The organism is Pseudoalteromonas sp. T1lg88 (assembly GCF_002964765.1).
GTDB lineage: Bacteria > Pseudomonadota > Gammaproteobacteria > Enterobacterales > Alteromonadaceae > Pseudoalteromonas.
Genome location: NZ_PQCF01000007.1, coordinates 83,923 through 103,772, shown reverse-complemented (window position 1 = coordinate 103,772; position 19,850 = coordinate 83,923). Strand labels below are relative to the sequence as shown.

The window sequence follows — 19,850 nt, the reverse complement described above, 5'->3', positions numbered from 1 at the left end:
TATCTTTCCTTTTTATAGTGACTTCATGGTGCCTTTAGGTAGCACTGCAGAAATTGAGGCTTTCTGTACAGTCACTTCAGCTTGGTCGTTTAAGGCGATGGTTACGAAGTCTTTGTCTTCGGTTACCTTAGTGATTTTACCCACTAGGCCGCCTTGAGTAAGGACTTCATCACCCTTGGCTAGGGCGCTCATCAGGCTCTTATGCTCTTTTACACGCTTAGCCTGTGGACGGTAGATCAGGAAATAAAATACCAAGCCGAAAATGGCCAGCATGATTAGCATTTCATAACCGCCACCAGCAGGTGCGGCACCAGCTGTGCTGGCATGAGCGTTAGCAATAAATAAACTCATCAGGTGTTCCCCTTCAGTATGTAACTATTAATTTTAATGTCTTAATTTATACGCAAGCCCGCACAAGGCGGGCCAGCAGTTATTCTGTTTCAGCAAGTTCAGGAACCGGCAGATTACGGCGAGCATAAAAGTCCGCCACGAATGCGTCAAGCTCTCCTGCGGCAATGGCTTCACGCAACCCTTCCATAAGGCGTTGGTAATAACGCAAATTATGGATAGTGTTAAGGCGTGCTCCTAAGATCTCATTACACTTATCCAAATGATGCAGATACGCGCGTGAGAAGTTAGTACAGGTATGGCAATCACATTCGCTATCCAGTGGCGCAGTATCGGTTTTATGCACGGCGTTGCGGATTTTCACCACGCCATCGGTAATAAACAGGTGACCATTACGGGCATTTCGCGTCGGCATAACACAGTCAAACATATCGATACCACGGCGCACCGCCTCGACGATATCTTCCGGTTTACCCACCCCCATAAGGTAACGTGGCTTTTGCTCCGGCATCTTGTAGGCACAGTGATCCAGGATGTTGATCATGTCTTCTTTTGGTTCACCTACGGACAAACCACCTAGGGCATAACCGTCGAAACCAATTTCTTCCAACCCTGCTTGCGATTGCGCACGCAGCTCTGGATACATGCCGCCCTGGATAATACCGAATAAGGCCGACGGGTTGTCGCCATGACCTTCTTTAGAACGTTTTGCCCAGCGCAGCGACAGCTCCATAGAATCTTTAGCCTGCTTTTCGGTTGCAGGATACGGCGTACATTCATCGAAGATCATCACAATATCTGAACCTAGATCGCGCTGCACTTGCATCGCCTTTTCCGGGCTTAGCATGATTTTCTCGCCGTTCACCGGTGAGCTAAACAACACACCCTCTTCGGAGATTTTACGCATAGCACCCAGGCTAAATACCTGGAAGCCGCCTGAATCGGTCAGGATAGGCTTATCCCAGCCCATAAAGTCGTGCAGATCACCGTGCTGTTTGATGATCTCAGTGCCCGGGCGCAACATCAGGTGGAAAGTATTACCCAGACAAATATGCGCTCCCGTGCCTTTTAGCTCTTCAGGAGTCATGCCTTTTACCGTGCCGTAAGTACCCACGGGCATAAATGCCGGAGTTTCCACTACACCACGGTCAAAAATCAAGCGACCACGACGGGCTTTGCCATCGGTTGTATCTAATTCAAATTTCATATGAACCTCAATCGGTCGGAAAAACAGTCCAACTCTACTTAACTGTTGCGAACTTAGGCGCAATTTAACCGTCCGATTCTACCTTTTTTGGCACGGCAATACTATGAATTGGGGCAAATCGAAAAAATAAAAGGGGGGTGGGTTAGGTTATGCTCGCAGCTTCGCGTTTTGTAGGTTGGCCTTTAGGCCGACATGGTGGCAGTTGTGCATATTTGTCGGGCTGAAAGCCCGACCTACAGGCAGCAAGGGGTGTATGTTTGTAGGTCGGCCTTTAGGCCGACAAGGTGACAGTTTTGCATACTTGTCGGGCTAAAAGCCCGACCTGCAAGGAGTGAAAGACCTAGAGCTAACTTGTTTGCTTGGTTAAGAACATGGCATCGCCATAACTGAAAAAGCGATAACGCTCTTTGATGGCCTCGTGGTAGGCATCCATAATATGCGTTTGCCCCGAGAAGGCGCTGACCAGCATGATCAGGGTGGACTCTGGCAAGTGAAAGTTGGTGATCATGGCATCGACCACATTGAACTGGTAGCCGGGGAAGATAAAGATATCCGTGTCGCCAAAGTAGCTTTTAAGCTCGCCGCCACCGATTTTCGCTGCCGACTCCAAAGAACGCACCGAGGTTGTACCTACGGCGATAACTCGACCGCCACGCGCTTTAGCGGCCTGCACTGCGGCCACCACCTCTTCTGGCACTTCAATGTATTCCGAGTGCATATGGTGATCGGTAACGCTCTCTACGCGCACCGGCTGAAAGGTGCCAGCTCCCACATGCAGGGTGACAAAGGCCATCTCAACATTCTTGTCTTTTAGCTGCTGCATCAGGGCTTCATCAAAGTGCAAGCCAGCGGTCGGCGCCGCCACGGCACCGGGTTTTTCACCGTAAACGGTCTGATAACGCTGTTTATCTTCGTCGTTATCCGGACGGTCGATATAAGGCGGCAAAGGCATATGACCAATTTGTTCCAGGGTCTCCAGCACCGAACCCTCGCCTTTTAATTCCAGTTCGAATAACTCACCCTGACGGCCAAGCATTTCCATTTCTGCTTTGCCTTCAAGGAGCAGCATGGTGCCAGGCTTAGGTGACTTGCTCGAGCGTACATGAGCTAAAACCCGCTTATCATCCAATACGCGCTCAACTAGCACTTCCACCTTACCGCCGGAAGCCTTATTGCCGTGCATGCGCGCCGGGATCACCTTGGTATTGTTAAACACCAAAAGATCGCCAGGCTCGATAAAGTCGATAATGTCTTTGAAAATATGATGAGAGGTCGCACCGCTGTTACCATCCACCTTAAGCAAGCGGCTTTGGCTGCGCTCCTTTTGTGGAAAACGGGCAATTAACTCTTCGGGTAAATCAAAACTAAAATCGGCCACACGCATGTCGGGCTCTCCAGGGTGCTGAAAATCGCGCCAAGTCTAGTGATTCCCCAATCCGAAATCAAGCACACTAACCAGCCCGAGCTTTGGATTCGCTACAGACTAGAGTTCTGCCATAAAAGGGTGACCGCTTGATACCCCGAAGAAAATCAAAAAATATTTGCTGCAAAAACATCAAACTAACCACAAGTTGATTGTTTTTTAACTAGCGTGACTTTTGCTCTGCAACTGCTTGTCTATACTGAATAGTTCATGGTCTGTCTGAGCTTATCTGTGCCTTTGCCAAAGATACAAGCAAGACGGCTAATAGCAATTGGTATAAATGCGCTACCCGTGCCAACTAAGGTGGCACAACAAAAAAACTAATAATGGCCCAACAATGGAATGTGGCAAACCAGGTTACTGGTTCAGGAACTCCGCGTCACCGCCTGTGTTCAGGGGTGTGGAAGACTACAAATAAAGGAAATCGGCATGTTTTTTTTAGTTACTCTACTTTTGTGCGTCAACCTCTTTATAGCTGGGCAATGTTATATGCATGCCAAACGTAAAGGCTATCCGGTTAAGCTCTTTCTGGCCTTGGGTCTGGTGCCCTACTTTAATTTAGTGATCTGGGTGTACCTGCTGTTTCTACCAGCGCTGGAAAAACATCAGTTTGGCTCAAAAACAACCCTGTAGTGCACTACAGGGTGTTAAGCTTGGTACTGAGTCTGGGTGTACATCATTGATGTGTGCAACTCATACCCGCCTGCTATAAAGCGTATTGCTTCGCTCTGCTTAGCAAGTCTTTATGATCCAGCTTGCCACTTACGCAACGGTTGATATCCGATTTTTTAAACACCGCCATATGCTTATTACGCGCCTGACTAAATTGCACATTTACAAATTGCTCATCACTGATATCACGCATCCCGACACCATAATCGCAGAGACTGCGGGCTACACTGGTGAGTGCTTTTTGTAATTGCTCCTGCTGCTCTTGTTGTTGCTTTTCCTTTTGCTTTAAACGTTTCACCTTTACTTCTTTGACCAGCACCTTGTTTTTGGCATCGAGCGTGTCTTTTTCCTCGCGCAACTTGACGATTTCACGCTCTATTTTCTGCAATTGCTCGGTGAGCTCCTTATTGTCATCCTGAAGCTTGGATTGGATTCTCACTTCCCTTTGCTCGCGGTTAAGCTCGCGAAGACGATGCCGCAATTCCCTCTGCTGCTCAGCGCTGGCACGCATTTGCTCCGATTGCTCACGAATATCTTCCAACTCAATAATGATTTCCTTGGACTCTGTACCTACGACCTCACCATTTACAAATTCCATATGGCCATCATTCATGGTCACCGAATCTGCGGTGATCACGGCCTCAGGCGGCAGCGGCGGCAAGGGCATATCATCAAATTCGGTTACAAAGACAAAATGATTATCCAGACGAATTCGATACAGCACCCCCTGGTCGGCCAAATAGGTACTGGAAACCTGCACCGATTGACGCTCTAGATCCTGCTTTAACGCCGTGCTCAGAATATTTTCCACTATGCCAATTTGGCGCTGCACCTGGTCAAACTCACCGGCTTGCGCAACATTAGTAAAGGAAGCCACACCTAGCGCCACAGCGCTTGCTATAAAGTACTTTTTCATCATTGACTCTCTGTGTTGTAAGCCGTGCTATAAGGCGGCTGTTGTTCAATTTGTTCAGCAATATCATTGAGCTGCATGCGCAAATAAGCATTATCCTGGGCGCGCTGGGTATTGATGTAATCGACCAGAGTCGCCATCGCATCCTGGCGCTCACTGCGGGCGATATCCACAGTTTGTGTGGCTATATCCGCTAAGGCTTCCTTTTGCCACTGCGACTGTGCCACCAAGGCCTCGCTCAATTGCTGCATCTGCTGTTTTTGCTCGGCTAAGGTTTGCTCTTGCTGTTGAATTTGCGCCACCAGCTGCTGATTAGTGCCATACACCTGGTAACCGCCAAAGAGCATGGCAAAGCTCATAATGCTCGCAGCTACCCAGGGAAAATACTGGCTTGAGGCCGGCGTTGATGGAAATAATCGCTCAGCTTGCCAGCTTTGAGGGACATTCTGCGCAGCAAACTGCTCGGCAGCCCCTTGCCAATATTCGGCCTGTTTAAGCATGGGGCCAAACACAGGATCGCCGCTCAGCGCCGCCATTTCATCCGCACTCAACTGCTCGCCATCTAAAGCTCTGTCAAAAAGCGCTTCAAGATTATTTTGTTTGGCCATCATGAACCTCCAATTGCGGTTTTAATCGACCCAAAGCCGCATACAAACGTGTTTTTACCGTATTGGCCGATACCTCCAGCTGCTGCGCAATTTCTTCAAAGGTGCAGTGTTGGAAGAATTTCATCTCCACCACCACCCTTTGCTCAAAGGGTAACCTGGCAAGCTCGGCTAACAGCCGCTGATTTTGTTGCGCCTGCATTAAGGGGCGCTCCATATGCAAGACATTACTGCTTGGCTCTGCCACCTCATCCAGGCTCTGATGCTGGCGGTGGCGGCGAAAATGCTCCGCCGACTTGTTATAGGCGATACGAAACAACCAGGTATCAACTGACTTTGGCCATTAAACTGACCCAAACCCTGATAGGCACTGATAAAGGTTTCCTGCATCACATCCAGGGCATCGTCCGGGTGCTGAAGCAACCTTAGACACTGGTTATACAGCCTTTTCTCATGGCGTTTCACCAGGGTCAGCCAGGCTTTATTGCTGCCGCTTTGTGCTTTTGTTATTAGCCGTTGTTCTGAGTTAAAAATCACGTAATTAAGCAATCAATTGATTGTGTTATTAGGTTAGTTGCAAGGCAGTGGGAAAAAGTTTGGAAAAATTAAATTTATTTATAAAAAAAGCGGCCTAAGCCGCTTTCAACAAGACATTTATTCACTGCCAACCGTGCAGCAGGTGCGAAGGAATTCGCCGACCTTTTCACTGAACAAACGGAAGTCGCCGATACGCCCCGTGGTTTTACGCCAAACTAAGCCGACATCACGATGGGCATCCGAGTCCGAGCTCACCGCCAGCAAGGGCTTGGAGTCTAAAATCCCGGCATTGAGCGCCATTTGCGGTAAGAAGGTAACGCCCAGCTTGTACTCCACCATGGAAAGCAGGGTATGTAGGTTACTGGCCTCAAAAGGGTTAATACAGCTGGCTCGCTCTAGGTTACAGGCACTCAGGGCATGCCCCGTCATACAGTGCTCGCGCTCAAGCAAGAAGACACTGTGCTCCGGTAGCAGGTTGTAATCGACCTCAGAGTCAATCTGGTAATCCTTATGATGCACCAGATAAAACTTATCTTTAGCGAGGATCTGGGTATGAAAACGGCTGGTTTCATAAGGTAAGGCCAGCAGGGCAATATCTATATGGCCATGCTCGAGTTTATCGAGCAACTTATCACTGGTGTCTTCTACCAGCACCAGATCCAGCTCTTTAAAGGTGGCCTTACAATAGCAATGCAGCGGCGCGGCCACAAAACTAGCAATAGTAGGAATAATGCCAATAGTGAGCGAGCCACTAAGTGGATGCAAGTGACTGCGAGTAAGCTCTTTAACACTCATGGTGTCATCGATGATCTTCTTCGCCTTTTCCACCACCTCCTCGCCGATGGCGGTAAACATCAGGCTGCGATTTTCCCGCTCGATGAGCTGCACCCCAAGGTTCTCCTCAAGGTTCTGAATGGCGCTACTTAAGGTCGACTGACCTATATAACAGGCGCTGGCGGCGCGGCCGAAATGCTGATGCTGGTGTACGGCTAAGAGATACTGAAGCTGCTTAATACTGGGTAGGTTCGTCATATTTATGCCCATAAATAAAAAGACCCCAACACCTGGGGCGTTGAGATCTTTTCAAGCTAAAAGACTGTTTAGTCGTGGCAGGCGCTCAGCGCCTACGCTTTATACGCCAAATGCTGTTCGTAATACGTAGAAGATTACAATAGCAAGTGCGGCACCAACAGGCAACGTAATTACCCAAGAAACAACGATATTTCTTATTACGCCCATATTCAGCGCGGCAATACCTCGGGCCATACCTACACCCAATACCGCACCAACCAAGGTTTGCGTGGTAGAGATAGGCAGACCTGTACCTGAGGCGATAACAACGGTAGAAGCAGCGGCAAGCTCGGCAGCAAAACCACGGCTAGGCGTTAGGTGAGTGATACCTTCACCGATAGTTTTAATTACTTTCTTACCTAGTAGCGCAAGACCAACAACGATACCAATACCACCAAGAGGTAGAATCCACCAGGCCAGCGCCGCTTTCTTAGCGATTTCACCATTGTTCTCAACAATGTTTACTACCGCAGCAAGTGGACCGATGGCGTTAGCTACATCGTTTGAACCGTGGGCAAAGGCCATACAACAGGCGGTCAGAACCATTAATACCGCAAACACTTTTTCAACGTTGTTGAACTGCATTTTCTTGTCGGCTTTAGGGTCCATCTTCATACGTTGAATAACGATTTTACCGATAATGGCAATAACAACGGCGATACCGATAGAAAGCATATAACCTTCCACTGCACCCAAGTTAATGCCTATGTGCTTTAAGCCTTTTTTGATAGTCACAAGAGACATTACGAAACCGGCAAGACCCATATACATAGGCACGAAACGCTTGGCATTCTCAAGCGGCTTTTCGGTATCGAAAATCAGCTTTTGCGCGCTCATAAAGATAAGATAAGCGATAAAACCAGAGATCGCCGGGGTGACAATCCAGCTACCGACTATGCCTGCAACCTTAGTCCACTGAATCGCTTCACTACCCACGGCAACCAGGGCAAAACCTATGATGGCGCCAATGATTGAGTGAGTTGTTGAAACAGGCCAGCCCAGGAAAGAGGCAATTAATAACCAGCTACCCGCAGCAAAGAGCGCGGCAATCATACCCAGAACCATAAGTTCAGGGATATCAGCAAATGGGGCGGCATCAATAATACCTTTACGGATCGTTGATGTTACTTCACCGCCAGCCAAGTAGGCACCGGCAAATTCGAAAATCATCGCAATGACGATTGCTTGTTTGATCGTTAGGGCTTTAGAGCCCACAGAAGTACCCATGGCGTTGGCTACATCGTTTGCACCGATACCATAAGCCATGAAGAAACCTACCGCTGCGGCAACAAGCACTAACAGGGTACCGTAGGACGAAATAATATCCATCAGAAAAACCTTATTTTTTTAACTTTGTGTGATTTAACTCTGTACCTTTCACTGAGTTAAATCCGGGCAATGTTAACGGGCTAACAGCACTTCTAAACGAGCACCAACTCGTTCAGCGATATCTGCTAAATCACCCACCCATTCGATGATCTTGTATAAGAACATCACATCAACTGGGTTCATCGTGTCTTCGATGCGACGTAATTCATGACGCAATCTGATTTGCATGTCGTCCGTGTCTTGCTCAATGGCATCAAGCTCAACCAGCATTTTTTCCACCAGCACAACTTCGCGACCGCGAAAACCGGTTTCCAATAACTCGTCTAGCTCGTTAATTGCCTTTGATGCTTGTTTAGTTGCATCCACGCAGCGGGATAAATATTGCAAAAAGTCTTTTTGAATGGTCTCTGGGATTGTCATCTCACGACCAACAACACGACCGGCAATATCTTTTGCTTTATTAGCAATCTTATCCTGATGAGTGATCAGCTCAAGTAGGTCGGTACGCTCAACTGGAAGGAACAAACCACGTGGCAAGTTAAGACGGATTTCACGTTTTAACTCGTCCGCTTCACGTTCAAGTGAGCGAATTTTAAGGCGTAACTCTTCCGCTTCATGCCACTCTTTTTTAAACACATGTTCAAAAAATGGAATAAGCATGGCGCTGGCTTTGTGCACCTTTTTTATATGATCTTCGATTGGTTTAATAGGTGATTTTGCAAAAACCCCTAAAAACGCATTACTAGGCATAATTGACCCTTTGAATCTTAGTTTGCAATAAAATCGTCATAAATAAGTCACGGAAACGTCTTAGGATGACTCCTATAATCGCTACCAGTGTCAATTTATTTTCGATTTGCATCTTTATGCTTCGGGCGTGATTTTACCTTATTAATCACCCGAACGCATGAATTTTCATGCTCAATTCATCAATGTTTTGCCAACTCCAAGACGGTGAAAAATATGAACATAAAAAAGGGCAAAAGTCCTTTTGCCCTTACATCTTGCTACCGGTTAGATGGTCTTCGCAATCATATCCTGTGATACGTGGCGAATATCTTTACCCTTAACAAAGTAGATTACGTACTCAGAAATATTCTGACAACGATCACCTATGCGCTCCAGTGAACGTACCGACCAGATCAGCTCCATTACACGCGGAATTGAACGCGGATCTTCCATCATGTAGGTCATAATCTGACGCGTCAGGGCTTCGTATTCACGGTCGACCTTTTCATCGGCCTTGTGCACTTCAAACGCTTTTTGCGCATCCATACGGGCAAAAGCATCAAGCACATCGTGCAGCATTTTTGACACCAGGCGACCCATGTTTTCCATGTTCGCCAGCAAGCCCTGCTGATCCTTGGTGAAAGAATCCAAGGCTACTTTGGCGATACGCTCGGCTTCATCGCCGATACGCTCTAGATCGGCAATGGTTTTGGCGATGGCAACAACCAGGCGTAAATCGCTCGCCGCCGGCTGACGCTTGGCGATGATGCGCGTGCACTCTTCATCTATGTTCACTTCCATGGCGTTAACACGGTAATCGTTTTCTTTTACCTTCTTCGCCAGTTCGCCGTCGCCTTTGGCTACGGCGTCTAAGGCACTGTTTAGTTGCTGCTCAACCAAACCACCCATGCTTAGTACATGATTGCGCACATTTTCCAGCTCTTCGTTAAACTTACCGGAGATATGCTTATTAATATTGTGTTCCATAATGGCCTTCTTAATTCTTACCTAATAATGATAGCAAGCATTGCTACGCCCATCACAGCTTAACCGTAACGACCAGTGATATAGTCTTCGGTTTTCTTTTTACTTGGCGTGGTGAACAAGGTATTGGTATCTGCATACTCAATTAGCTCACCCATATACATAAATGCGGTTTGGTCTGACACACGGGCTGCCTGTTGCATGTTGTGTGTCACTATTACCACAGTGTATTTATCTTTTAGATCGCTGATCAGCTCTTCGATAACCAAGGTTGAAATTGGGTCAAGTGCCGAGGTCGGCTCATCCAGAAGCAAAACTTCAGGTTCAATCGCGATTGAACGGGCAATCACCAGACGCTGCTGCTGACCACCTGAAAGACCAAAGGCACTGTCGTGCAGTCGGTCTTTAACTTCATCCCACAAGGCCGCACCGCGCAGTGATTTTTCCACCACTTCATCCAGCTTACGCTTGTCTTTAATGCCCTGTAGGCGCAGGCCATATACCACGTTCTCATAAATCGACTTAGGGAAGGGGTTAGGACGCTGGAACACCATGCCGACGTTGCGGCGCAGGGCCGCAACATCGACACGCTTGTCGTAAATATTTTCGCCGTGCAGCAGGATTTGACCTTCGATACGACAGGTATCAACCAGATCATTCATGCGGTTAATACAACGCAATAGCGTCGACTTACCACAGCCAGATGGACCGATAAATGCGGTTACCTGACCTTTGGGGATATCCATGCTGACATTTGCCAGTGCTTGCTTCTCGCCGTAGTAAAGATCGAGGTTTTTAATCTGTAACGCTGTTTGCTCTGGGGTCAGATTGGTTAGATCCAACTTGTGCGTGTTTGCTGCGTTTACTTCGGTTGCAACTGTAATCATAACGTTTTTACCTATCTCAATTCTTTACATTAGTTGTCTAGCGCGCGGAACTTCTCACGCAAATGGTTACGAATACCAATTGCCGTGATGTTCAGAGCAATAATCACTGTGACCAGCAGGAATGCAGTTGCATAGACCAGTGGGCGCGCAGCTTCTACGTTCGGGCTTTGGAAGCCTACATCATAAATATGGAAACCCAAGTGCATAAATTTACGATCTAAGTGCACATAAGGGAAGTTACCATCCAGTGGCAGAGTTGGTGCCATTTTCACTACACCCACCAGCATCAGAGGTGCAACCTCACCGGCCGCACGGGCCACCGCTAGGATCAGACCGGTCATAATGGCCGGGCTGGCCATAGGCACCACGATGCGCCACAGGGTTTCAGCCTTGGTGGCACCCAGAGCCAATGAGCCCTGACGCACCTGACTTGGAATACGTGATAAACCTTCTTCGGTTGATACGATAACCACAGGCAGAGTCAAAATAGCCAGAGTCAATGCCGACCAGATCACACCAGGAGTACCAAATACCGGGCTTGGCGACGCTTCCGGGTAGAACAATTGGTCGATGCTGCCACCTAGCATATAAACGAAGAAACCAAGACCGAATACACCGTATACAATAGAAGGTACACCGGCCAGGTTGATTACCGCGATACGGATCATCTTAGTTACCGCATTCTTCGCCGCATATTCGTGCAGGTAAATGGCTGCAACCACACCAAATGGAGTCACAATCACTGCCATTAGCATAACCATAAATACGGTACCGAAGATGGCTGGGAATACCCCGCCCTCAGTGTTCGCTTCGCGAGGGTCGTCAGAAATAAACTTGCCCAATTGGCCGAAGTAATGACCCACCTTGGCAAAGAAGCCCATGTCGTTCGGCAACCAGAAATCCAGCACCTGATACAGTGGCAGGGTTACCAGCTCACCGCGCATGTCTTTTACTACAACCTGATCGCGCTTGGCGTCATCACGCAGTTGGAAAAGTGTTTTTTCCAGCTCTTTATACTGTTCACGCAAGGCCTTACGTTGGGCTTCAAGCTCAGCGGCACGCTCATGAGTCAACTCGTTATCAAGCTCATAGCCACGCTCTTTTAAACGCAGGCGCTCAAGCTCGTAGTTAATATGGCCAATGTCGCCATTTTGCAGGTCCAGCGCCTGTTCATTCAGGTCTACCGCACGCTCTACCAGCTCTTCCAGTTTTTCTTCCAGGTCGCCTTGAACCGGCTGACCGTTTTCGATCACCTGTTCGATATAACCATAGAAGTTACCGTTTTTAGAACGTTCGAACACGGCCAGGTTATGGGGCGTCGATTGGCTTTGGATGTCGGTTTCCAAAATCCAACGGAAATCCAACTCCACATATTCACGGTTACCGGTTTTTATCAGGTAACGGGTTAGTTCTTCCCCCTGGAAGTCACCCAAGTCTACGCCCGCTTGGCGTACGCGGCTGGCCGGCACAACTTCGTGGTCATAGATTTCACCTATTACCGTGTGCTGCTCTACCGAGCCCTGAATATGAAACTCGTGTACCGGTGAGGCCCAGAAGAAGCCCAGACCACGCCATGCGATCAAGGCCAGCAGGCCGATTACCGAAATCAAACTGATGCTTACCGCACCACCGGTCATCCAAATCCAAGGAGAACCAGACTTAAACCACTGTCTTATCATGTCGTTTCTCCTCTAATTACAGTGAGCTGTACTTTTCACGCAGGCGCTGACGAACAAACTCAGCAAGCGTGTTAAAGACAAAGGTGAAAATAAACAGCACAAAGGCGGCAAGGAAAAGAATACGGTAGTGCGAACTACCTACTTCTGACTCCGGCATTTCTACCGCTATGTTGGCCGCCAGAGTACGCATACCTTGGAAAATGCTCCAATCCATAATTGGCGTGTTACCTGTCGCCATCAGTACGATCATAGTTTCACCCACGGCGCGACCTAGGCCCATCATAATAGCCGAGAAGATACCCGGGCTGGCGGTAAGTAATACTACGCGCACCAGGGTTTGCCATTGGGTGGCGCCCAGCGCCAGAGAGCCGTTCGACAGGTGCTTAGGCACGCTGAATACCGCATCTTCGGCAATCGAGAAAATAGTCGGAATAACCGCAAAGCCCATGGCGATACCCACAACCAAAGAGTTACGTTGGTCGAAGGTCATGCCTAACTCGTTGGTGATGTACTGACGCACGTTGCCACCAAAGAACCAGGCTTCGAGGTTACCGCTCATGGCAAATGACAACCAACCGATAAACAACACCACAGGAATAAGAATAATCGAGTGTGCGCCCTCTGGAATACGGTGACGAATATGCTCCGGCAGCTTAGTCCATGCCAAAGCAGTAGCTAAGATACCTATAGGCAACAGTACCAAGAGAGCGACAATGGCCGGGAGGTTTTCCTCAATTAACGGCGCCAACCAGAGACCGGCCAAGAAACCTAAGATAACCGTTGGTAAGGCTTCCATAATTTCAACCGTTGGCTTAACCACCTTACGGAGCTCGCTCGACATAAAGTAGGCGGTGTAAATGGCCGCAGACAGAGCGATAGGCACGGCAAACAGCATGGCGTACATGGCCGCTTTTAAGGTACCGAATGAAATAGGCACCAAAGAGAATTTAGATTCAAAGTCATCACTGGCCGACGTTGACTGCCAGATGTAATCCGGCTCAGGGTAGCCTTCATACCAAACTTCTTGCCATAAACCAGACCAGGTTACTTCTGGGTGCTCGTTTTCAATTTCCAGCACGCTCACCTTGTTGTCGGCAAGAATTAACGCAGCATTAGCACGCGGAGCAACGGCAAAGTTCTTAATGGCTCCTTCGGCCACCTTGCCCTGCCATAGCTTGGCTTCACTGGTGGTGTAATACAGGCCTAGCTCACCGTTGGCACCGGTAGTAAAGAAGGTGCGACGGTAGAATTCAGAGTAAATATTAATGGCTTTTTGCTTTGAGGTTTCAAAGGCACGAATTTTCTTAAATTCCTTACCCTCATCGGTATTCACCTCAAACCACTGCGACACTTCACCGTTGTCATTGGCCAACATTAGCGAGTTGGCACCGGCAAGTAGTTGCGCAGAAACAATATTGGCGTTTTCTTCATTCGCCGCCAAAATCTGTGTCAGTTGCACATCATCGGCATAGCGGCTGTCGAAGATATAAATCTGGTTGGCCGAACGCACAAAAACGCGACTGCCATCGGGAGAGATCAACAGCTCATCAATACGACCGTCGATATCCAGCTCGGTTTGCTCCGCAACCCATTCGGTTTCGCCGGTCATAAAGTTTTCTTCACCCACATAGGCGCTAAATACCACGCGCTTATCGACGGTCAAAGCAACCACAACAAGCTTGCCTTCAGCTTGAGCAAAGGCGAAGCGCTTTATGGCGGCGCCCTGCTGGTCAACCGTTAACGGCTCACTGCCTAAGGGGTAATTAAGGACAGGCGTCATCTTACGCTGGTTGTTAGGGAAGGTAACCTGAAAGCTGGGCTTTACGATAACCACTTCACCGCTATCCAAACCATAGGCGTACAAGCCCTGGTGCGGCGCGCTGGTTGCAAAGCTGGACACTGCCGCTGGCAACTCTGCCGTCAGTTCGGTGATCTGCTTACCGAAATCAGTCCCCTGGATATTATAGAAATCAACGGCACCACTACGCTTAAGCAAGTAAGCGACCTCGGTTTGCTCTTCAAGGCCTAGACCTACTACTTCTTGCTGGTCTACGGTGAAATGTGCGCGCTCTTGAACTTCAGCCGATTCAAAAATTGGCTGTACTACATAGAGGAGATAGAAAAATATCAGCAACAGCGCCACGAGTACCATTACCCCACCTGAGGTAATACTAAACTGAGCTATTTTGTCTTTAAACAGACGGCTTCTATCCGTGCTAAATGACAGGTTTTGCGGATTGGAAGTCATCAACTTACCCTTAGATCTTGACGATGTACGGATTATATTTCATCAAAATGACAGTTTTGTTACATGGCTCTAAAACTGCTACGAAAAGCTGAATTTTAATCTTCTTAGCCGAGCAGACCCGGGAGTTAAAATCCTCACTGCAACAATTGGACAAACTTAAAAAAGGGGTCAATACTTGCTGATGAAGGATTTGAATAAATATTCAAACCTATTTAAAACTTTATAATTAACATTGCCTTAACGAATTCTCTGGGGTTTATATATGCTCCCTTAAACGGGCTTTTCACTCACAATAATAAAGAGACAGTAACCTATGCAGCAGTTAGTATTAACCGTAATCGGCCAAGACCGCCCCGGCCTCTTAGAAGACCTTGCTTCCGTTATTCTTAGTCACCATGGTAACTGGTTAGCCAGTAACCTTTCCCATCTTGCCGGTAAGTTTGCCGGTATCGTTCAGGTCGAAGTGGCCGAAGAGCACCTGCGCGAGTTACAAGATTCCCTCAATAGCATTGCGCATTTGGAAATTCGCGTCGAATCCGGCGACCTCACCAACGCCGCAACCGCCGAGTTAATTAACCTGGTGATCACCGGCAATGATCGCCCGGGTATAGTACAAGAGCTGGCAACCGTGATCCGTCATAAGGGGGCCAATATCACCCATCTGACATCAAAGCGACAAAGCGCACCTAACTGGGGCGTGCCTATTTTCAGCGCCATGGCGACCGTGTCCTTACCTGCGGGAATGAGTCGAGACGTGGTTATTGAAGCGCTAGAATCCATTACCTCGGATGTGATCGTCGATATCGAAGATTAGCGGCAAAAACTTACGACCGAAATAGGCAAGGCTGCGGCCCCTGTCATATTTCGGTCATGTTTCTGCAATAAATTAGCGCACTTAGCCAGCCCTTTATTCTGAGTGTGTTATGAACATGGAACAAGTCGACCTGCACGTCACCAGCTATTATCCCAAAGAGCTGAGTTGGTTATCGTTTAACGAGCGGGTATTGCAAGAAGCGAGAGATACAACTAACCCCATTATCGAGCGTATTCGCTTTTTAGGTATTTTCTCCAATAATCTCGATGAATTTTTCCAGGTGCGGGTTGCCGATGTAAAGCGCCGAATTCTTCTTAACAAGCTGCCAGACGCCAATTTTGACGAAGATGAGGCCTTAATGCAGCAAATTCAGGACAAGGTCTTAACCCTGGGTCATGATTTCAATGTCGCCTATGATGATATTCTTAAGACCCTGACCGAACACAATATCCATGTAAAACGCCCAGAGCAGCTCAGCCCCTTTCATCAGCAATGGCTGGGTGGTTTCTTTAAGGCCGAGGTACTTGAACACCTGTCACCTATTTTGGTGGACGAAAACAAGAATTACTCGGGCCATATCAACGACACCATGACCTATTTGTTCGTGGAAATGCAGGATGACAAAAATCACTACGCCCTGCTGGAGGTGCCGACCAATCGCCTGCCGCGCTTTGTGGTGCTGCCGGCAGAAAGAACCCGGCGCCAAAAGACCATAGTGCTGCTCGATGATATTATTCTTTATTTTCTTAAAGACGTATTCGGCAACTTTTTCGCCTTCGACTCCATTCGTGGCTACGCCATTAAACTGACCCGAGATGCCGAATACAATCTCGATGATGAAATCGAAGAAGGCGTATTGGACAAGATGTCCAAGGGCTTAAAACAGCGCCTGCGCTCCGAGCCGGTGCGTCTGGTATACGACCATACTATGCCCAGCGAAATGCACAAGGTGCTGCGTAAACGCTTAGGTATCAACCGCTTTGACGCCCTGATCCCAGGTGGCCGATACCGTAATTTCCGCGATTTTTTGGCTTTTCCCAATGTGGGTCGTCGCTATTTAGAAAATAGCCCGTTGCCGAGCCTGCGCTCTCATGCCTTTGAGCGCTTTAGCAGCGTGTTTGATGCCATCAGCCATGAAGACATCTTGCTCTATTACCCCTATCACACCTTTAATCACTTTTTGAACTATGTGCGCCAGGCCTCCTTCGACCCGGATGTGGTGCATATCAAGGTCAATATTTATCGTGTTGCCAGCCAGTCGCGCTTAATTGGCGCCCTGGTCAATGCCGCCAAAAATGGTAAAAAGGTGACCGTCATGGTGGAGCTCAAGGCCAGGTTCGATGAGCAGAACAATATTGAATGGGCCAAATCCCTGGACGAGGCTGGCATCAAGGTTATCTTCGGTATCCCTTCTTTGAAGGTGCATTCCAAACTTTGCGTGATCCACCGTAAAGAGCAGGGGCAAATCGTTTCCTATGCCCATATAGGCACGGGTAACTTCCACGAGAAAACAGCGAAAATCTATACCGACTTTAGCCTGTTCACCAAAGATCCTGCCATTTGTGAGGAATGCGACAACGTCTTTAAGTTTATCGAGCACAGCTACAAGCCATTTAACTTTGAACACCTTATGGTGTCGCCGGTCAATGCCCGCGAGCGTATCAACAGTTTGATTGAAGAGCAGTGCCAGCTTAAGCGTAACGGCAGCATTCTTATTAAGATCAACAACCTGGTAGATAAGGAACTGATCGACAAGCTCTATCTGGCTTCGCAGCAAGGGGTGAAGATACGCCTGATTATTCGCGGTATGTGCTCCCTGGTGCCAGGCATTAAGGGATTAAGCGAGAATATCAAGGTGATCAGCATAGTGGATCGCTTTTTAGAGCACCCGCGAGTCATGGTGTTCGGTAAATATGAACAAAGTAAGGTCTATATTTCCTCCGCCGACTGGATGACCCGTAACCTGGATCATCGCGTCGAAGTCGGGGTACCCATCTACAGCCCGGCCCTGCAGCAGGTGATCATAGATATTCTTGAACTGCAATGGCGCGACCGCAGCAAAGCCCGTATTATTGACGCACAACAACAAAATCACTATGTGCGTCGCGGTAATAAAAAGAAAATCCGCTCGCAGATAGCCATACATGATTATCTCAAGAAATGGGAAAGCAGCCGTGCAAACCAATGAGCCCACTACCTACGCCGCAGTTGACTTAGGATCGAACAGTTTTCACCTGCTGCTAGCACGTGAAGTCGATGGCCGCTTCGAGGTACTGCATAAGGAAAAACAACGGGTCTATCTGGCCGCGGGGCTGGATCACCGCTACTGCCTCAGCGATGAAGCCATAGACAGGGCGGTTGCTGTACTCAAGCAATTTGCCCTTACCCTGGCGGACTTTCCCGCCGCCAACGTTAAGGTGGTCGCCACCTATACTCTGCGCCGGGCCCGTAACGTTAAACGCTTTATGCAAAGAGCACGAGCGATTTTCCCTTTTCATATCGAGGTAATTTCCGGTCAGGAAGAAGCGCGACTTATTTACCAGGGCGTGGCTCATCATATGCATCATGAAGGCCGCCGTTTAGTGATAGATATAGGCGGTGGCAGCACCGAGCTGGTGATCGGCGAGCATCATCAGCATTTGGCGCTCAGCAGTCGAAATATGGGCTGTGTCAGTTATTCGCAGCAGTTTTTCGGCGATGGCCGGATCACCAAAAAGCGTTTTCAGCGCGCCATTTTACGCGCCGAGCAGGAGCTGGAGTCAATCACCACCAGTTATGGTCAACTAGGTTGGCAGCATGTGCTGGCCACCTCGGGCACCGCCAAGGTGTTGACCGCCGTTTGCCATCAGGGTGATCTGAACCAAGATCTGACTCTAGACGATTTATTACAGCTAATGAACAGCAGCTGCGCCGCTGGCCACTTCGATAATCTGCCCTATAGCGAGCTGGTGCCCGAGCGCCGTGGCACCTTTTGCGGAGGTTTAGCCATTATGATTGCGGTAATGCGCTCGCTGAATATAGAAAAGCTCAGTTATTGCGATTACTCGCTGCGTGAAGGCCTGCTGCATGAGCTTCATGACAAACTCACGGACAAGGATATCCGCGTTACCACCATCACCAACTTAAGTGCCCGTTATGTGATAGATACCGAGCACGCCGCCAATGTATGCGCTTCCCTGCAATGGCTTTTTCCTCATGTTGCCAAGCCGTGGCAATTAAGCGAAGAGGATTTGGCCGTTCTTAACTGGGCCGCACAACTGCATGAGGTGGGCTTGAGCATCAATTCCTCCGCACTGCATAAGCACAGCGCTTATATTATTGCCCACAGCCAGTTGCCCGGCTTTACTCAGGAGCAGCAACAACTGCTGGCGACCTTAACCCGTTTCTCGCGCAAGAAAATCAAGCTCAGAGAAATGCCCGACTTTATTCATTTGCCGCAGGCCACACTCTATCGGCTGATCGTCCTGTTTCGTTTGGCTGTCTTGCTTAACCGCAAGCGCCAGGCGCAGAGTAAACCTCAGTTTGCCATCACGGTCGATGGCCATTCATTGAACGTGGAATTTAAGGGAAAGTGGCTTAAGGAGCACACCTTGTTCGCCGCCGATCTGGAAGCGGAACAAAGGCAATGGCAGAAACTGGGCCTAAAACTTCAGGTGTTCTAGGCCCTATTCCATAGTTGGCACTGTCGATGTAACACAACACTGGTGATTATGGACACCAGGCAATAGCCGAGAAACAGCCAAAAGCCCTGGTGTAACTGCGCCTGCATTATAACTAATTGACCAAAGTGGCCATCGGCATTACCACCCAGATAGGTGATGATAAGCGCCAGCACAAACACATCGGCCATGCTCCATTTGCTCAGCATAGCAGTGACCCTTTGCAAACGCCCCTGCACTCGTCCAAGTCGGCTCCCAACTCTCGGCCCAGGTCCAAGCAGCAAAACAACAAATTGCAATGTGGATTTAAACAGGGGCACCACCACGGAAAACATAGCCACCAGCACAGCCACCAAAACATTGTCATGCTGGTACAACTCCATCACAGTCCCCCAGATGCTGCGCGTCTTGCCATAGGCTTCAATATGCCCTTCGAGTCGATCCAGGCCGAGCATTTGCGACAAGGTCTGGAGCATATATCGGCTTTGGCTGTCACCCTCCTCGGTAATGGCTTCAACGGCACTGCTTGCCAATTCAGACTTGGCAATTTTTGCTTCTATAGTCAGTGCCGGCTCGGTAACGGCAAAGGCCAGCAACACCAGAGAAAAAATAAGCAGTAGACTAATAAAAAAACGACGCACGGCATTCCTCCAACAGAGCCAAAAATGCACTTGCCATGGCCAAGCCAGATCGCAAGAGATTGTTATTATGACTCTTTCTGTGGTGCAAAAAAGCATTTTTGTAC

The 19,850-nt window shown here is 48.6% G+C and carries 19 protein-coding genes; 4 read left to right on the top strand and 15 right to left on the bottom strand.

From position 1 onward, the window contains the following. Window positions 1-12 precede the first annotated feature (12 nt). From yajC to queA, 3 genes are all read right to left on the bottom strand, one after another. Window positions 13-351 carry a preprotein translocase subunit YajC gene (gene yajC / locus C2M34_RS04480; RefSeq protein ID WP_105200142.1) on the bottom strand — a complete coding sequence of 113 codons (339 nt, stop codon included), beginning with the start codon at window positions 349-351 and terminating at the stop codon, window positions 13-15. A 79-nt stretch (window positions 352-430) separates the two neighbouring features. Further along, entirely contained in the window at window positions 431-1,555 is a 1,125-nt protein-coding gene (gene tgt / locus C2M34_RS04475) for a tRNA guanosine(34) transglycosylase Tgt (RefSeq protein WP_105214796.1), read from the bottom strand. 346 nt (window positions 1,556-1,901) lie between these two features. After that, window positions 1,902-2,939, bottom strand: coding sequence for a tRNA preQ1(34) S-adenosylmethionine ribosyltransferase-isomerase QueA (queA, locus tag C2M34_RS04470; protein WP_105214798.1), 1,038 nt, complete (start codon window positions 2,937-2,939; stop codon window positions 1,902-1,904). A gap of 468 nt (window positions 2,940-3,407) precedes the next feature. Between queA and C2M34_RS04465 the strand changes: the two genes are divergently transcribed. Next, the gene (locus C2M34_RS04465; RefSeq protein WP_105214800.1) at window positions 3,408-3,611 is read left to right on the top strand and encodes a hypothetical protein; all 204 of its coding nucleotides are present in this window, start codon (window positions 3,408-3,410) and stop codon (window positions 3,609-3,611) included. A 73-nt stretch (window positions 3,612-3,684) separates the two neighbouring features. On the opposite strand, the gene C2M34_RS04460 is transcribed toward C2M34_RS04465, so the two are convergent. The 11 genes from C2M34_RS04460 to C2M34_RS04410 form a co-directional block, all read right to left on the bottom strand. Beyond that, the gene (locus tag C2M34_RS04460; RefSeq protein WP_105258166.1) at window positions 3,685-4,566 is read right to left on the bottom strand and encodes a hypothetical protein; all 882 of its coding nucleotides are present in this window, start codon (window positions 4,564-4,566) and stop codon (window positions 3,685-3,687) included. Continuing rightward, the gene (locus C2M34_RS04455; RefSeq protein ID WP_158681388.1) at window positions 4,566-5,174 is read right to left on the bottom strand and encodes a hypothetical protein; all 609 of its coding nucleotides are present in this window, start codon (window positions 5,172-5,174) and stop codon (window positions 4,566-4,568) included. The genes C2M34_RS04460 and C2M34_RS04455 overlap by 1 nt, the downstream gene beginning before the upstream one ends. Then, on the bottom strand, window positions 5,155-5,487 hold the full coding sequence (locus C2M34_RS04450; RefSeq protein WP_105258164.1) for an RNA polymerase sigma factor: 333 nt from the start codon (window positions 5,485-5,487) through the stop codon (window positions 5,155-5,157). The genes C2M34_RS04455 and C2M34_RS04450 overlap by 20 nt, the downstream gene beginning before the upstream one ends. Then, a complete protein-coding gene (locus C2M34_RS16075; protein WP_442792779.1) occupies window positions 5,370-5,633 on the bottom strand; it encodes an RNA polymerase sigma factor in 264 nt (87 codons plus the stop codon). Before C2M34_RS16075 ends, C2M34_RS04450 begins: the two co-directional genes overlap by 118 nt. 189 nt (window positions 5,634-5,822) lie before the next feature. Continuing rightward, window positions 5,823-6,737, bottom strand: coding sequence for a hydrogen peroxide-inducible genes activator (locus C2M34_RS04440; protein ID WP_105200299.1), 915 nt, complete (start codon window positions 6,735-6,737; stop codon window positions 5,823-5,825). A 99-nt stretch (window positions 6,738-6,836) separates the two neighbouring features. Next, the gene (locus C2M34_RS04435; RefSeq protein WP_105200136.1) at window positions 6,837-8,105 is read right to left on the bottom strand and encodes an inorganic phosphate transporter; all 1,269 of its coding nucleotides are present in this window, start codon (window positions 8,103-8,105) and stop codon (window positions 6,837-6,839) included. Window positions 8,106-8,177: 72 nt separating this feature from the next. Continuing rightward, the gene (locus C2M34_RS04430) at window positions 8,178-8,855 is read right to left on the bottom strand and encodes a TIGR00153 family protein (RefSeq protein ID WP_105200135.1); all 678 of its coding nucleotides are present in this window, start codon (window positions 8,853-8,855) and stop codon (window positions 8,178-8,180) included. A gap of 264 nt (window positions 8,856-9,119) precedes the next feature. Beyond that, window positions 9,120-9,821, bottom strand: a complete 702-nt coding sequence (gene phoU, locus C2M34_RS04425; RefSeq protein WP_105200134.1) for a phosphate signaling complex protein PhoU — start codon at window positions 9,819-9,821, stop codon at window positions 9,120-9,122. 59 nt (window positions 9,822-9,880) lie between these two features. Then, the gene (gene pstB, locus C2M34_RS04420; RefSeq protein WP_105200133.1) at window positions 9,881-10,705 is read right to left on the bottom strand and encodes a phosphate ABC transporter ATP-binding protein PstB; all 825 of its coding nucleotides are present in this window, start codon (window positions 10,703-10,705) and stop codon (window positions 9,881-9,883) included. A 29-nt stretch (window positions 10,706-10,734) separates the two neighbouring features. Continuing rightward, complete coding sequence (gene pstA, locus C2M34_RS04415) at window positions 10,735-12,384, bottom strand: phosphate ABC transporter permease PstA (protein WP_105200132.1); 1,650 nt, start codon at window positions 12,382-12,384, stop codon at window positions 10,735-10,737. A gap of 16 nt (window positions 12,385-12,400) precedes the next feature. Then, on the bottom strand, window positions 12,401-14,632 hold the full coding sequence (locus tag C2M34_RS04410; protein ID WP_105258162.1) for an ABC transporter permease subunit: 2,232 nt from the start codon (window positions 14,630-14,632) through the stop codon (window positions 12,401-12,403). Window positions 14,633-14,945: 313 nt separating this feature from the next. Between C2M34_RS04410 and C2M34_RS04405 the strand changes: the two genes are divergently transcribed. The 3 genes from C2M34_RS04405 to C2M34_RS04395 all read left to right on the top strand — a co-directional run bounded on the left by C2M34_RS04405 (window position 14,946) and on the right by C2M34_RS04395 (window position 19,108). After that, complete coding sequence (locus C2M34_RS04405) at window positions 14,946-15,446, top strand: glycine cleavage system protein R (protein ID WP_105200130.1); 501 nt, start codon at window positions 14,946-14,948, stop codon at window positions 15,444-15,446. A 109-nt stretch (window positions 15,447-15,555) separates the two neighbouring features. Then, the gene (ppk1, locus tag C2M34_RS04400; protein ID WP_105200129.1) at window positions 15,556-17,634 is read left to right on the top strand and encodes a polyphosphate kinase 1; all 2,079 of its coding nucleotides are present in this window, start codon (window positions 15,556-15,558) and stop codon (window positions 17,632-17,634) included. Continuing rightward, window positions 17,621-19,108: a Ppx/GppA phosphatase family protein gene (locus C2M34_RS04395; protein ID WP_234398765.1), complete on the top strand. Its 1,488-nt coding sequence runs from the start codon at window positions 17,621-17,623 to the stop codon at window positions 19,106-19,108. Before ppk1 ends, C2M34_RS04395 begins: the two co-directional genes overlap by 14 nt. Here the strand turns inward: C2M34_RS04395 and C2M34_RS04390 are convergent. Continuing rightward, window positions 19,105-19,746, bottom strand: coding sequence for a paraquat-inducible protein A (locus C2M34_RS04390; RefSeq protein ID WP_234398764.1), 642 nt, complete (start codon window positions 19,744-19,746; stop codon window positions 19,105-19,107). The genes C2M34_RS04395 and C2M34_RS04390 overlap by 4 nt on opposite strands. Between the last annotated feature and the right edge of the window lie 104 nt (window positions 19,747-19,850).